This is a genomic window from Erythrobacter sp. S267, from assembly GCF_057365045.1.
On the sequence record NZ_CP200298.1, the window covers coordinates 492,279 to 505,414 of the forward strand.

Annotated in this window: 16 protein-coding genes; 13 read left to right on the top strand and 3 right to left on the bottom strand. The window is 60.2% G+C overall.

Annotation, left to right across the window (positions count from 1 at the left end; genetic code table 11):
- Positions 1-11: 11 nt before the first annotated feature.
- The gene (locus AC0V6X_RS02155) at positions 12-176 is read right to left on the bottom strand and encodes a hypothetical protein (protein ID WP_486182950.1); all 165 of its coding nucleotides are present in this window, start codon (positions 174-176) and stop codon (positions 12-14) included.
- Between the two features lie 179 nt (positions 177-355).
- Between AC0V6X_RS02155 and pspF the strand changes: the two genes are divergently transcribed.
- The 13 genes from pspF to rbfA all read left to right on the top strand — a co-directional run bounded on the left by pspF (position 356) and on the right by rbfA (position 10,539).
- The gene (gene pspF / locus AC0V6X_RS02160; protein WP_486182951.1) at positions 356-1,414 is read left to right on the top strand and encodes a phage shock protein operon transcriptional activator; all 1,059 of its coding nucleotides are present in this window, start codon (positions 356-358) and stop codon (positions 1,412-1,414) included.
- 92 nt (positions 1,415-1,506) lie between these two features.
- On the top strand, positions 1,507-1,764 hold the full coding sequence (locus AC0V6X_RS02165; protein WP_486182952.1) for a hypothetical protein: 258 nt from the start codon (positions 1,507-1,509) through the stop codon (positions 1,762-1,764).
- A 51-nt stretch (positions 1,765-1,815) separates the two neighbouring features.
- Complete coding sequence (locus AC0V6X_RS02170) at positions 1,816-2,124, top strand: hypothetical protein (RefSeq protein WP_486182953.1); 309 nt, start codon at positions 1,816-1,818, stop codon at positions 2,122-2,124.
- Between the two features lie 114 nt (positions 2,125-2,238).
- Entirely contained in the window at positions 2,239-2,580 is a 342-nt protein-coding gene (locus AC0V6X_RS02175) for a hypothetical protein (RefSeq protein ID WP_486182954.1), read from the top strand.
- 14 nt (positions 2,581-2,594) lie between these two features.
- Complete coding sequence (locus AC0V6X_RS02180) at positions 2,595-2,990, top strand: PilZ domain-containing protein (protein ID WP_486182955.1); 396 nt, start codon at positions 2,595-2,597, stop codon at positions 2,988-2,990.
- A gap of 160 nt (positions 2,991-3,150) precedes the next feature.
- Positions 3,151-3,717, top strand: coding sequence for a ribosome maturation protein RimP (gene rimP, locus AC0V6X_RS02185; protein WP_486182956.1), 567 nt, complete (start codon positions 3,151-3,153; stop codon positions 3,715-3,717).
- Entirely contained in the window at positions 3,717-5,399 is a 1,683-nt protein-coding gene (gene nusA, locus AC0V6X_RS02190) for a transcription termination factor NusA (RefSeq protein ID WP_486182957.1), read from the top strand. The genes rimP and nusA overlap by 1 nt, the downstream gene beginning before the upstream one ends.
- Positions 5,380-6,090, top strand: a complete 711-nt coding sequence (locus AC0V6X_RS02195) for a DUF448 domain-containing protein (protein WP_486182958.1) — start codon at positions 5,380-5,382, stop codon at positions 6,088-6,090. The genes nusA and AC0V6X_RS02195 overlap by 20 nt, the downstream gene beginning before the upstream one ends.
- A gap of 80 nt (positions 6,091-6,170) precedes the next feature.
- Positions 6,171-8,699 (top strand): translation initiation factor IF-2, encoded by a 2,529-nt coding sequence (gene infB / locus AC0V6X_RS02200; RefSeq protein ID WP_486182959.1) that lies wholly within the window; start codon positions 6,171-6,173, stop codon positions 8,697-8,699.
- A complete protein-coding gene (locus tag AC0V6X_RS02205; protein ID WP_486182960.1) occupies positions 8,696-9,094 on the top strand; it encodes a hypothetical protein in 399 nt (132 codons plus the stop codon). Before infB ends, AC0V6X_RS02205 begins: the two co-directional genes overlap by 4 nt.
- Positions 9,091-9,534 carry a PaaI family thioesterase gene (locus AC0V6X_RS02210; RefSeq protein ID WP_486182961.1) on the top strand — a complete coding sequence of 148 codons (444 nt, stop codon included), beginning with the start codon at positions 9,091-9,093 and terminating at the stop codon, positions 9,532-9,534. The genes AC0V6X_RS02205 and AC0V6X_RS02210 overlap by 4 nt, the downstream gene beginning before the upstream one ends.
- The gene (locus tag AC0V6X_RS02215) at positions 9,534-10,079 is read left to right on the top strand and encodes a DUF1697 domain-containing protein (protein WP_486182962.1); all 546 of its coding nucleotides are present in this window, start codon (positions 9,534-9,536) and stop codon (positions 10,077-10,079) included. The genes AC0V6X_RS02210 and AC0V6X_RS02215 overlap by 1 nt, the downstream gene beginning before the upstream one ends.
- Positions 10,080-10,095: 16 nt before the next feature.
- A complete protein-coding gene (gene rbfA / locus AC0V6X_RS02220; protein WP_486182963.1) occupies positions 10,096-10,539 on the top strand; it encodes a 30S ribosome-binding factor RbfA in 444 nt (147 codons plus the stop codon).
- A 217-nt stretch (positions 10,540-10,756) separates the two neighbouring features.
- On the opposite strand, the gene AC0V6X_RS02225 is transcribed toward rbfA, so the two are convergent.
- Both AC0V6X_RS02225 and AC0V6X_RS02230 read right to left on the bottom strand, forming a co-directional pair.
- Positions 10,757-11,332, bottom strand: a complete 576-nt coding sequence (locus AC0V6X_RS02225) for a YceI family protein (protein WP_486182964.1) — start codon at positions 11,330-11,332, stop codon at positions 10,757-10,759.
- A 98-nt stretch (positions 11,333-11,430) separates the two neighbouring features.
- Positions 11,431-13,074, bottom strand: coding sequence for an AbgT family transporter (locus AC0V6X_RS02230; protein ID WP_486182965.1), 1,644 nt, complete (start codon positions 13,072-13,074; stop codon positions 11,431-11,433).
- Between the last annotated feature and the right edge of the window lie 62 nt (positions 13,075-13,136).

The following is a 13,136-nucleotide window of genomic DNA, read 5'->3' on the forward strand; positions in this document are numbered from 1 at the left end:
GATCAGCGCGTTCAAGCCAGCTCAACCATGGCGGGGGTGTTCGCATCCGGCCCGGCCAAGTGCGCGCTGTCATTCAGCGTCATCTGGCTGGACAGTGCGATCATCGCGGTCATCGCAGCGATGCTGACCAGAGCGGCCTGGCCGAGCTTGGTGCGGAAGAAATCTGCGGTGTACATTGTGGGTCTCCGAGGTGTGTTTGTGTCTTGCCACCAACTTTGCAACCGGCGTGCCAAACTTGAAAAATCGCAGAATTCCGGGCTTTTTGGAACTCTCCTCAAATGGCTATATGGCCTCTATTGCCAAACATTGGGAAAATTCCCTATAGGTTGGTCACGGACACGGAATCAGGGGAATCATGGAGCGCGAGAACCAGTTTATCGGCCAGTCCGGCGCGTTCCTTGACGCGGTTGAGCGCGCCTCGCGTGCCGCGCCAATGCAGCGGCCCGTGCTCGTCATTGGTGAGCGTGGAACAGGCAAGGAACTGATCGCCGAGCGCCTCCACCGCCTGTCCACCCGCTGGGATGAGCCACTGGTGACGATGAACTGCGCAGCGCTGCCCGAAACTCTGATCGAAGCCGAACTGTTCGGTCACGAAGCGGGGGCTTTCACCGGGGCTACCAAAGCGCGCGCCGGTCGGTTCGAAGAAGCCGACAAAGGCACGCTGTTCCTCGATGAATTGGGCACGCTGTCGATGGGCGCACAAGAGCGGCTGCTGAGAGCGGTCGAATATGGCGAGGTCACGCGGATCGGTGCCTCGCGGCCTGTGCGGGTCGATGTGCGGATTGTTGCGGCGACCAATGACGACTTGCCAGCGCTGGCTGGTTCCGGCGAGTTTCGCGCCGACCTGCTTGACCGGTTGAGCTTCGAAGTCATCACGCTGCCTCCTTTGCGCGTGCGCGAAGGCGATGTGGCTGTGCTGGCGGAATATTTCGCGCGGCGCATGGCGGCAGAACTGGACTGGCATACCTGGCCCGGCTTTGCGCCCCATATCTCCAAACAGCTCGACGAATATGCCTGGCCCGGCAATGTCCGCGAGCTGCGCAATGTGGTGGAGCGCGCGGTCTATCGCTGGGATGATCCCGAAACACCGATCAGCCATGTGCAATTCGACCCGTTTGACAGCCCGTGGAAGCCAATCGCGCCTTCGCACAGGGTTAGCGCTGGTGCCCCGGCGCCCGCGGCCTCTGGAGGCGTGGCGCCTGCTAGTGGCGCTCCAACGCCCGCAGCGCTTGACTTTGAAGGCGTCGATGATCTGCGAGCCGCAGTTGACTCCCACGAACGCGCCATTGTTGAGCATGCTCTGGGCAAACACCGCTGGAACCAGCGCCAGACCGCCAAAGCCTTGGGGCTGAGCTACGACCAGCTACGCCATGCGATCAAGAAGCATGGGCTGATGGAAGAAGCATCGGAATAGACCCAATCGGTCAATTCAGCGCCGCTTAAACCTCCCCTTTACCAAAACCCGCTAACCCCTTTTGCGTTTGAACAACAAGGGGTTCGGGTTCGATGGATATGGTCAAGGGCTTGCTGATGGGCTGCGGCGTTGTCGCTATCCTTGGCACAGTGGGTTGTGTTGGACTGGTCGGTGTAGGCTCTTACGCCGTCGATCAGGCAGTGGCGGAATATGAGCAAGACCTCGAAGAACGTCGCGCCTTTGCTCCGCCAAAACGCGACAGCGCGCCAGCCAGCGATCCCTTCTCTGACTACAGCGGCAATTCGGATGATACGTCTTCCAGCGGCGATTGGGGCAAGGGAAGCCGGTAACTGCGCGGTTGCGCAAGGGCAGATGTTCAACAGGGATAACTGGACAATCCAATGGCTTTTTCTCTCTTCGATGCCGCCTTCGATGTCCTCGACCTTTATGACGAGGCGACCGAGTTCAAGAATGGCAACGAGCAGACCCGAAAACGCCAGTTGAAAAAGTGGGCGTGGATTCTGGGGGTGACTGTTGCGGGATTCGTGGTCGTCGCAATGATCAAGGTCAGTTTTTCCGCTGGGCCTGAGCCCCTAAATGAAGAACAGATCCGTGCCGAGGCCAAGGCCGAAGCGATTGCGGAGATGCAAGCGGCTGGCGCTGTCGGCGACCCTTGCGCCCGCGACCCGTTCCTCGACGAGTGCAAATAGGCTCAGATTTGACTGCCCAAAACGCCTCTCGCATCAACCCCTTGTTTACCGCTGTGGCATAATCTGCCGCGCGTAAGAGGAACGCACTCTGCGTTCGGCGCAAGGGCAGGTGTCATGCAACCGTTATTTGACATGGTGGACCGGATTACCGGGGTCATGCGGCTGATTATCGGCGGCATTGTCCTGGTCATCATGGTGGCCTCTTTCGCTATGAGCGCCGGGCTCTCCCTTTTCATGCCGACAATGTTCGAAGGCTTCGGCAGCGAGGCAGAACGAGAACGCTCGGCTGAACGGGCGACACAGCGAGCCAATGCGAAGCGCGAACAGCAACAGGCCGAAGCCTTGGCCGAAGATGGCTGGGGCTATGAAATGTCGGCCAACGCACCAACTTCGGACAGGCGCTCCAGCAGAAGTTCAAGCGAGGATGATGGCGGCTGGGGCCCAGCTGCTCGATAGGAACGAAAACGTCGATGGGCTTCCACGATCCCAATTTTGGCCAAGCGCCTCAATCAGCCGAACGCAATGCTCCGCGCCTGCCGCTGAGCCTCGCCGGCAAGTTTATCGCCGCAAAGGGCAATTTCACCTGCATCATCACCAATGTGTCCCGCACAGGGGCTTTGGTGGCGATGAGCACATCCCTGAAAGTGGGCGCCCACGGCTATCTGCGCGCAGGGCCCGTGGACCGCTTCGTGACGGTGACGCGCAAGGACAAGGGCGTGAATGCGGTTGAGTTCGATATCCCCTATGACGACCTCTTCATCGCAGACCTGCGCCGCTATCAGGAAGGTCTGGAAGAGCACTTGCAGGCCGAAATGGCCGAAACAGTTCGCAGCTGGACCATGGGCGAAAATCAGGGCCGCTGGTAAAGTCACGGCCAAAGCTCTTGCCAAACCCGGATTGCAGGCCTAACTGCACATTCATCCCGACATCGTCGACACTTTGAAGGGGCTGGCGCCGCAAGGGGCCGGCGCTAATCGGCCTGTGGTTTTCGATGGTGTCACAAGTAAAGAGTATCCTCGCACCCGCATGACCGACATTGCGCGCCTTGAAGACCTGATCGCACCCGAAGCGGAAGCTCTCGGGTTTGAACTGGTGCGCGTCAAGATGATGCCTTCCGAAGCCGGAGACGGCGGCGAAGCGCTCCAGATCATGGCGGAGGATCCGGCAACCGGCCAGCTGGTGATTGAACAATGCGCTGCTTTATCGCGCCGTATCTCAGACATGATGGATGCGCGTGAAGAGGCAGGAGAAGTGCTGGTCGAGGGGGCGTATCACCTCGAAGTCAGCTCACCCGGCATCGACCGTCCGCTGACCCGGAGCAAGGACTTTGCCAATTGGGCAGGGCACGAAGCGCGCATCGTTATGGTCAAGGACTATGACGGAAAGCGGACCTATAAAGGCGAGCTGGGCGGGATCACGGACGGCATGGTCAATATCACCGATGCCAAGACGGGCGAGGTCTCCTTGCCGCAAAAAGAAATACACAGTGCAAAGCTTGTCCTGACAGACGCGCTGATCGCTGCTACTAAGCCGCTCGATACGAGTGGTGCCGACACCATTGAAGAAGACTCAGAAGAAAAGGCAGACGACTGATGGCCAGTGCCATTTCCGCCAACAAGGCTGAACTGCTCGCGATTGCGAAATCCGTTGCATCGGAAAAGATGATTGACGAATCCATCGTTATTGAAGCGATGGAAGAAGCGATCCAGAAATCGGCGCGCAACCGCTATGGTGCCGAAAACGATATCCGCGCAAAGCTTGATCCCAATACCGGCGATCTGACGCTGTGGCGCGTGGTTGAGGTGGTTGAAGAGGTCGAAGACTATTTCAAGCAGGTGGACCTGAAGCAGGGCCAGAAGCTGCAAGAAGGCGCGGCGGTTGGTGACTTCATCGTCGACCCGCTGCCTCCAGTGGACCTTGGCCGCATTGACGCTCAAAGCGCGAAGCAGGTGATCTTTCAGAAGGTCCGCGATGCTGAGCGTGAGCGTCAGTTCGAAGAGTTCAAGGATCGCGCAGGCGAAGTCATCACTGGCGTTATCAAGTCGGTCGAGTTTGGCCATGTGATCGTCAATCTTGGTCGCGCCGAAGGCGTGATCCGCCGCGACCAGCAAATCCCGCGGGAAGCAGCCCGTGTGGGCGAGCGTGTTCGCGCGCTGATCACCAAGGTGGAGCGCAACAACCGCGGTCCGCAAATCTTCCTGTCACGCGCTGCGCCTGATTTCATGCGCAAGCTGTTCGCGCAGGAAGTGCCCGAGATTTACGACGGCATTATCGAGATCAAGGCCGCCGCCCGCGATCCGGGCAGCCGTGCCAAGATCGGCGTCATCTCGCATGATTCCAGCATCGACCCTGTCGGCGCTTGCGTCGGGATGAAGGGTTCTCGCGTTCAGGCCGTTGTGCAGGAATTGCAAGGCGAGAAGATCGACATCATTCCGTGGTCGGAAGACACTGCGACCTTTGTCGTGAACGCGCTTCAGCCTGCGACCGTGGCCCGCGTTGTCCTCGACGAAGAAGATGGCCGGATCGAAGTGGTTGTCCCTGACGACCAGCTTTCGCTTGCCATTGGTCGCCGTGGTCAGAACGTGCGTCTGGCAAGCCAACTGACCGGCCACCAGATCGACATCATGACCGAGGAAGAGGCTTCCGAGAAGCGCTCCAAGGAATTCGCCGAACGCTCCAAGATGTTCGAAGAGGAACTCGACGTCGACGAAACGCTTTCGCAGCTGCTGGTTGCAGAAGGTTTCGCGGAGCTTGAAGAAGTCGCCTACGTCGAACTAGCCGAACTCGCCAGCATCGAAGGCTTTGACGAAGAGCTCGCCGAAGAACTGCAAAGCCGTGCTGTCGAAGCGCTGGAGCGTCAGGAAGAAACGCACCGCGCTGCTCGCCGTGAGCTGGGCGTCGAAGATGCGATTGCCGAACTGCCGCACCTTAACGAGGCAATGCTGGTGACGCTCGGCAAGGCAGGTCTCAAGACGCTCGACGATGTGGCTGATCTGGCCACCGACGAGCTGATCGCGAAGAAGCGTGAAGCACCCCGTCGCCGCAACAACAATCCGGACGGTCCGCCAATGCGTCGTCCGCAGCGTGAGCAGGACAAGGGCGGCGTGCTGGGTGAATACGGCCTGTCAGAAGAGCAGGGCAACGAGATCATCATGGCAGCCCGCGCGCACTGGTTCGAAGACGAGGAGCCGCAAGCGGCTTCATCAGGATCCGAAGATGAGGAGCCCGCTGGGGCTCCCACTAAGGAGGCCGCCGATGCGGACTCCACCCAATGAGCGCGTAAGTTCCGACATCGCTGATCTACCTCCTCCCGGAGCCACTTCCGGGAGCGAGAGGCGCTGCATTCTGTCAGGGGAAACGCTCCCCCGCGAAGAGCTGATCCGTCTCGCCATCGCGCCAGACGGCAGCATTCATCCTGATCCGGGCGCCAAGGCTCCGGGGCGCGGGGCATGGATTGCGCCGGACAAGGCTGCGCTTGAAAGCGCCATCGCGGATGGCCATCTCAAACGAGCCTTGATGCGTGCATTTAAGGGAGGTGGTGATGGTATCACCCTTTCCTACAGCGACGATTTGCCCCAACGCATCACCGCCGCGCTGATCCGCAACCTGACCGACAGGCTTGGTTTGGAGTGGCGCGGTGGCAATATTGTGCTCGGCTCCGCCAAGCTTGCAGAGCATGCGCGAACCGGCCGGATCGGCCTGCTGCTTCACGCAAGCGATGCCAGCGAAGATGGGCGCAAGAAGCTCGATCAGGCGTGGCGTGTGGGGCTGGAAGAAGAGGGGTCAGGCAAGCGGGGAGACGTCTTGCCTCTGGACCGCGAGGCTCTGTCTGTGGCATTGGGCCGCGAAAATGTCGTCCATTTGGGCGTGTCGGCCAGTCGCAACCCGCGCAAGAGTGCGGTGTCTCGCATTGGACAGGCGGTCACGCGTTTGTCGCGCTATTTAGGGAGCGACCCTCCCGATTAGCCGCCTGAATACAAAGACAAAATGCGAGAGGCGCCTCTCTCGCCGGACGACCGAAGAATTTTGAAGGAATAACGAGCTAGATGAGCGACGAAGAGAAAAAACGCACCCGGAAACCTTTGGGCCTGAAACGGGCGGTTGATGCTGGCGAGGTCAAGCAGACCTTCAGCCACGGCCGCACCAACAAGGTCGAGGTTCAGGTGAAGCGCCGCCGCAAGCTTGTGAAGCCCGGCGAAACGCCTGCCCCTGAACCCGTGGTCGAGGCAGCTCCTCCGCCGCCGCCCCCACCGCCTCCAGCGGCTCCGGCTGCGCCCAAAAAGCCCGCTCCGGCTGCGGAAACCCCGCAGGAACGCGTCGCGCGTTTGCAGCGCGAGGCGGAAGAAGAGCGTCTGAAGCTCGCCGAAGAAGCGCGCAAGCGTGACGACCAGAAGGCGAAACAAAACGCTGAGGCTGAGAAGAAGCGCGCTGAGGACAACAAGAAGGCCGAAGCCGAAGCTGAAAAGCGAGCCGCTGAAGAAGCCAAGGCGGCTGCTGAGGCGGAAAGCGCCGCTCCCGAAGGTGAGGCTGAGGTCGCACCCGCTGACCCCGGCAGCCCAGCGCCCGCCGCGCGCAAGTTCACGCCGGTCGCCCGGCCTGAACCCAAGCGTCCGGAAAAGAAGAAGAAAGACGACAAACGCTCCGTCAAAGACACCAGCAGTCCCAAGGACAAGCGTCGCGGCGGCAAGCTGACTGTCTCCAAAGCTTTGAACGAGGACGAAGGCCGCCGTGCCCGCTCGCTCGCCGCGCTCAAGCGTGCGCGTGAGAAAGAACGCCGGATGCAAGGCGGCGGCTCCTCCAAGCCGCGCGAAAAGCAGGTTCGTGACGTTGTCGTGCCTGAGGCCATCACCGTTGGCGAACTGGCCAAGCGGATGGGCGAGAAGGGCGCAGACCTGGTCAAAGAGCTGTTCAATCTCGACATGATGGTCACGGTCAACCAGACCATTGACCAGGACACAGCGGAATTGCTGGTCGAACAGTTCGGCCACAATATCCAGAAGGTCTCCGAAGCCGATGTCGATATTACGACCGAGCAGGATGTTGATCCGGAAGAGACCCTGAAAGAGCGTCCGCCGGTCGTTACCATCATGGGCCACGTCGATCACGGCAAGACGTCGCTGCTCGACGCTCTGCGCGGTGCCAACGTTGTGAAAGGCGAAGCTGGCGGGATTACCCAGCATATCGGCAGCTATCAGATCACGACGAAGGACAAGCAAAAGATCACCTTCCTCGACACGCCGGGCCACGCAGCCTTCTCCGAAATGCGTCAGCGCGGTGCGAATGTGACGGATATCGTGGTGCTTGTGGTTGCCGCTGATGACGGGATCATGCCGCAGACGATTGAGGCGATCAATCACACCAAAGCGGCTGGCGTCCCGATGATCGTCGCGATCAACAAGATGGATAAGCCAGAGGCTGACCCGGACAATGTCCGCAGCCGACTGCTCGAACATGAAGTGATCGTTGAGAAGATGTCGGGCGATGTGCAGGACGTCGAAATCTCGGCCACCAAGAAAACCGGCCTGGATGAGCTGATCGAGAAGATCGCGCTGCAGGCCGAACTGCTTGAGCTGAAAGCGCGTCCCGACCGCGATGCTGATGCAACCGTGATCGAAGCGCAGCTCGACAAGGGCCGTGGCCCGGTCGCGACCGTGCTGGTGACGCGCGGCACTCTGAAGCGTGGCGACACCTTCGTGGTCGGCACCGAAAGCGGCCGTGTGCGCGCTATCGTCAACGACCAAGGCAAGCAGATCAAGGAAGCCGGGCCTTCGATGCCGGTTGAAGTCCTTGGCCTTGGCGGTGTGCCGTCGGCCGGCGATCAGCTGACCGTCGTGGAGAACGAACAGCGCGCCCGTGAAGTCGCGCAATATCGTCAGGAGAAGGCAACCGAGAAGCGCACCGCGCTTGCTCCGACCAGCTTCGACACGATGTTCAACAACCTCGCCTCCAACGTCATCGAATGGCCGGTTCTGGTCAAAGGCGACGTTCAAGGCTCGGTCGAGGCCATCGTCAATGCGCTGCACAACATCTCTACCGACGATATCAAGGCCCGCGTCCTGCACGCAGGTGTGGGTGCGATCACGGAAAGCGATGTGACGCTTGCAGCCGCATCGAACGCGCCGATCATCGGTTTTGGCGTTCGCCCCAACGCGAAAGCGCGCGAGCTGGTCAAGCGCGACGGTGTGCGGATGATGTATTACGATGTGATCTATCACCTGACCGAAGAGGTCGCGAAGGAAATGGCCGGTGAGCTTGGTCCAGAGCGGATCGAGACGGTCGTTGGCCGGGCAGAGGTCAAAGACGTCTTCAAGTCGGGCAAGAAAGACAAAGCCGCTGGCCTCCTCGTCGAAGAGGGTGTCATCCGCAAAGGTCTGTTTGCGCGCCTCACCCGCGACGATGTCATCGTTTCGGCGACGACCATCGCCTCGCTGCGGCGCTTCAAGGACGACGTCGACGAAGTCCGCTCAGGCCTCGAATGCGGCGTGGTGCTGGAAGACACCAACGACATTCAGGCTGGCGACCAGCTTGAAGTCTTCGAAGTCGAAGAGCGCGAGCGCACGCTGGAGGTGGGGTGAGCTGGAAACTCATTGAGGCAGTAAGCTCCCAGCCCGAGTTTGGTATCTCCGATCCAGACTTTGGTAAGGAGATGGCTAGAGCTATCGGCGTCATTCTAAATGACGACGATAGGAGCCGAGAGGAGTTTGCTGAAGAGCTGTCAACATTCCTCAATGAGCAGGTTAGTAAATTCATGCTCGATGCCTATTCCAGCAAAGCTCGACCTGACCATGCAGTGCCGGCTCACCGACTGTTCGGAATTGTCGCGGTTTCTGGCCGGTGGGATGTCTTGGATGCACTCTTGCAACGCTTCGGAGTTCGCATTGCTACACAGTCTGACGTTGCGCTGATGCAGACAGGTGATGCTTATAAAGCACTTAAGACTTTGGAGCGCTCGCTGGATCGATACGAATGACTTGGCGTGACCAAATCCAGGCGGGCACCGAAGGCTCTCCGCACTCCAACCTGCTGGGCTCCAAGTTTCTCGGCTTTGACGAGGAGACCGCGACCGCGACGATGGAATTCACTGTTGCCAAGCAGATGACGACTTGGCGCGGCGGTGTGCAGGGTGGGCTGGTTGCGGGCTATCTCGACGATGTGATGGGCTATGCCTTTGTCGCGATGACTGGCGGTGTGCAAGCGCCGCTTAATCTGGAAATCTCGATGCAGCTACTGGGCCTCATCCCCGAAGGCGCGACGATCATCGGCAAAGGCCGCGTGGTGCGCGCTGGACGCAGGGTGATCTTCCTCGAAGGGGAGCTGCAGACGCCGGAGGGGCAGGTGCTCGCCAAGGCAACCTCCACTGCAATCCCGACCATGCGTCCCTCTCAGGATGAGACGGGAATGGGACGGTGATGCCGACCGTCCTGGCCCTCCTCGGCAGCATCAATATTGGTGGCAATCGGATCAAGATGGTCGACCTGAAAGAGGCGCTCGCCAAAGAGGGGTTTAGGGACGTCACCACGGTCGCGGCGAGCGGCAATGTGATCCTCACCACCGACAAAGAGCCGGCCATGCTCGAAATCCAGCTGGAGAGCATTGTCGAGCGCAGCTTTGGCTTCAAGAGCTGCGCCATGGTCCGCACGAAGGAGCAGGTGCACAGCGCCATCCACGACAACCCTTTCCACGGCACCGGCGAAGAGCATGGCTCGGACAAGATGGTCCATTCCATCTTCCTTTCCGCTCAACCGGAACAGGAGGCGTTTGACGCGCTGCTGCAGGAGCATAAGGACAAAGGGAGCGAACGGCTCGCACTGGGTGACCGCGTACTCTATCTCGATTATGTTTATGGCGTTGGCGTATCGGACCTGTCGAACAAGCTGCTTGAACGGCGGCTCAAGGTCAAAGGCACGGCGCGCAATATGAACTCGCTGAAGAACATTATTTCAAAGATGGCCTGACCCAAGGACTACCCGAATGGCCCGCAGACAAGATCACACCTCCGAACAGCAAAGCGTCCGCGTCCTGAAAGTGGGCGAGCGGGTGCGGCATATCCTGTCCGAGCTTCTCGCCCGGCAGGAAGTGCATGACGAAACTGTCAGCGCCTCCAACATCTCGGTGACGGAGGTGCGGATGAGCCCGGACCTGCGCAACGCGACCGCCTATGTGAAGCCGCTGCTGGGTGCGAGCGACGATGACGTCGTGAAGGCCCTGCGCCAGAACACGGCTTTCTTGCAGCGCGAGGTCGCCAAGCGGCTAGGCCTGAAATTCGCGCCCAAGCTGAAGTTCCGCAAGGATGAAAGCTTTGCCGAAGCAGATCGGATTGAGGCTCTGCTGCGCGACCCCAAGGTTGCCAGAGACCTGGATGACGATCTGGATGACGACCTTGAGGCCCGCTCAGATGGCGACTTGGGCGGCTAAGGCCCGCCTCGCTGCATGGTCCCCGCATTGGATTGGGGCTTTCCTACACGCTCGGCAATGTGGCACCCACCGATGATGGAATTTGGTGGGCTCATCGACTTTTCCCGCCAAACCTTTACGCGTCGCCTTTGGGTCTAAGTCACTGAAATATAGAGACAGGTTAGGGCGACACTGTGTCGCCTTTGTCGCCCATCTGTCGCCTTTGGCCGCCTTATCCTCACCCCGGTACCATCCGCGCGTTGAGGCGGATCTTGACCTTGTTGCCCACGATCAGCTGATAGCTGCGCATGCCATAGTCGCGCCGGTCGATCTCCATCTCTCCGGTGAAGCTCACCGCGTTGCCTGTCGATCGGGTTGGGTCGCTGGTGAAGGTCACGCTCAGCGTTTCGGTCTTGGTGACGCCGCGCGCAGTTAGCTCTCCGGTCAGCGTCCCTTGCGTGGGCGAGGACATGGAGAGCGAACGCCCGACAAAGCGGATGGACGGGTAGCGTTCGACCCAGAAGAACCTTTCACCGCGCAGGCGTTCCAGAGTGGTCTGATCCGGAGCTTCCAACTGGCGCGCGTCGAAAGTGACGTCGATCTTCGCGTCCTGAGGCGCTCCCGGCACGATGGTGACATTGCCCCGCATGCTGGGGAAAAGGGCGGTCTTGCTCGACAGGCCGAAGAAGGGCACGCGCGCCGTCACCTCACTGGCGGAGGCGTCGAGTGTGTAGTTCAGGGTCCCGCTGCTTTGTGCCGAGGTGCCAACCGGCATCATCAGCGCGAACAATGCGACAAGGATCATACGGAGCATAAGTGTTCCTTTCTCTCCATTGACCCTCTCACGAATATATACGCGAAAAATCGCGCGCAGGTTTCACGCCGCAGCGTGTTTTCGCCCCGCTTGAGCCGTTAGCCGCCTGCGCCCGGCAGGCTATAGCCCACCGGCGCATCTGGCCCCAAGGGGAAGCCGAGAAAGAGCCAGGCGACGATCAGCAGCGTGCCTGAAATCAGCAGCCAGATCGAATAGGGCAACATCATCGCGGTCAGACTGCCAATCCCGAAATTGGGCTGCCAGCGCCGTGCGAAGATCAGGATCAGCGGAAAGTAGACCATCAGCGGCGTGATGATGTTCGTCGCGCTGTCACCCACGCGGTAGGCTGCCGTCGCGCCTTCCGGGCTAATCCCCAGCAGCATCAGCATCGGCACCAGGATCGGTGCGAGCAGGCCCCACTTGGCGCTCGCCGAACCCACGAACAGGTTCAGGATAGCTGAGAAGATCACCATCAGGCCCAGCACGATCGGCAGCGGCAGGCCGGTGGCCTTGATCGCGTCCGCTCCATGCACCGCCGAGATCAGGCCCAGATTGGACCAACTGAACATCGCCACAAAGTGCGCAGCGGCAAAGGAGAGGACGAGGTAATAGCCCATGTCCTTCATGCTCTCCGTCATCATCGCGACCAGGTCCTTGTGATCGTTGATCGTGCCGACCGCTTTGCCGTAGGCCCAGCCGGTTGCCAGGAACATCAGGAAGAAGGCCGCGACCAGCGATTGGTATAGGGGCCCAAGTTCAGTGTGGATCGAGCAGTCGGCAATGCGCGAGCCGTCTTCGGCGAGGCAAGCCCCTTCGTTCACCAACGGCGTGCCCGGTGCAAACACCATAGCGACCCAAAGCGCAACAATGCCCAGCGCGGCAAGCCCTGCGTAGCGCAGACCCTTTGACGTAAGAGCTGGATCTCCGGCCGTGGGATCCGGATTGGCGTCATCCTCTTCGGCGACGGCGGTGACTCCGGCAGTCCACGGGCCAAGGCGCGGTTCTATCACCTTGTCGGTCACGTACCAGATGATCGGCAGATAGAGCACGGTCATCACGCTGATGAAGTACCAGTTGCCAGCAATGTTCATCGTCCAGCTTGGGTCGAGCGAGCTTGCGACCACAGCCTCTTCCGTCAGGCCAAACAGCAATGCGTCGAGCTGGCCGGGGGAGATATTGGCTGAGAAGCCTCCGGAAACCCCTGCAAAAGCTGCTGCGATACCCGCCATTGGATGGCGTCCTGCAGCGGCGAAGAGAATGCCAGCCAGCGGGATCAGGACCACATAGCCCGCATCCGCCGCGTGGTTACCCAGCATCGCCACCAGCGCCACAACTGGCGTCAGCAGAGCCGTAGGTGCGGCCTTCACCGCCTTGGCCATGCCGGCTGCGAAGAAGCCGGAACGCTCGGCCACCCCTGCGCCCAGCATCACCACCAGCACATAGCCGAGCGGGTAAAAATGGGTGAAAGTCTTGGGCATCTCGACCCAAAGCCTCTGGATGTTCTCCGGCGAGAGTAGACTGACCGCTCGCTCCACCTTCAATTCGCCCGTAGCCGGGTCGATTTCGGCAGGGTGGATGGCGGAGACGCCCAAGGAAGACGCGACCACGCTGATCGCGATCAAAATGATGATGAGGTAGAAGAACAGGAAGACCGGGTCGGGCAGCTTGTTTCCGCTGCGCTCAATCCAGCCCAGAATGCCGGTCATGCCTTCGGTTTTCGGCGCCTCTGCGGCACTTGCCATATCGGTGATCCCCTAATCTCAAATACGTTTGATGCGTGGCTAGCATTGCCTTGTTGCTGTGT

What these genes read in the sequence shown, in the direction of transcription:
- AC0V6X_RS02155 (WP_486182950.1), bottom strand. Translation starts at nt 176, where the DNA reads ATGTACACCGCAGATTTCTTCCGCACCAAGCTCGGCCAGGCCGCTCTG.
- pspF (WP_486182951.1), top strand. Translation starts at nt 356, where the DNA reads ATGGAGCGCGAGAACCAGTTTATCGGCCAGTCCGGCGCGTTCCTTGAC.
- AC0V6X_RS02165 (WP_486182952.1), top strand. Translation starts at nt 1,507, where the DNA reads ATGGATATGGTCAAGGGCTTGCTGATGGGCTGCGGCGTTGTCGCTATC.
- AC0V6X_RS02170 (WP_486182953.1), top strand. Translation starts at nt 1,816, where the DNA reads ATGGCTTTTTCTCTCTTCGATGCCGCCTTCGATGTCCTCGACCTTTAT.
- AC0V6X_RS02175 (WP_486182954.1), top strand. Translation starts at nt 2,239, where the DNA reads ATGCAACCGTTATTTGACATGGTGGACCGGATTACCGGGGTCATGCGG.
- AC0V6X_RS02180 (WP_486182955.1), top strand. Translation starts at nt 2,595, where the DNA reads ATGGGCTTCCACGATCCCAATTTTGGCCAAGCGCCTCAATCAGCCGAA.
- rimP (WP_486182956.1), top strand. Translation starts at nt 3,151, where the DNA reads ATGACCGACATTGCGCGCCTTGAAGACCTGATCGCACCCGAAGCGGAA.
- nusA (WP_486182957.1), top strand. Translation starts at nt 3,717, where the DNA reads ATGGCCAGTGCCATTTCCGCCAACAAGGCTGAACTGCTCGCGATTGCG.
- AC0V6X_RS02195 (WP_486182958.1), top strand. Translation starts at nt 5,380, where the DNA reads ATGCGGACTCCACCCAATGAGCGCGTAAGTTCCGACATCGCTGATCTA.
- infB (WP_486182959.1), top strand. Translation starts at nt 6,171, where the DNA reads ATGAGCGACGAAGAGAAAAAACGCACCCGGAAACCTTTGGGCCTGAAA.
- AC0V6X_RS02210 (WP_486182961.1), top strand. Translation starts at nt 9,091, where the DNA reads ATGACTTGGCGTGACCAAATCCAGGCGGGCACCGAAGGCTCTCCGCAC.
- AC0V6X_RS02215 (WP_486182962.1), top strand. Translation starts at nt 9,534, where the DNA reads ATGCCGACCGTCCTGGCCCTCCTCGGCAGCATCAATATTGGTGGCAAT.
- rbfA (WP_486182963.1), top strand. Translation starts at nt 10,096, where the DNA reads ATGGCCCGCAGACAAGATCACACCTCCGAACAGCAAAGCGTCCGCGTC.
- AC0V6X_RS02225 (WP_486182964.1), bottom strand. Translation starts at nt 11,332, where the DNA reads ATGCTCCGTATGATCCTTGTCGCATTGTTCGCGCTGATGATGCCGGTT.
- AC0V6X_RS02230 (WP_486182965.1), bottom strand. Translation starts at nt 13,074, where the DNA reads ATGGCAAGTGCCGCAGAGGCGCCGAAAACCGAAGGCATGACCGGCATT.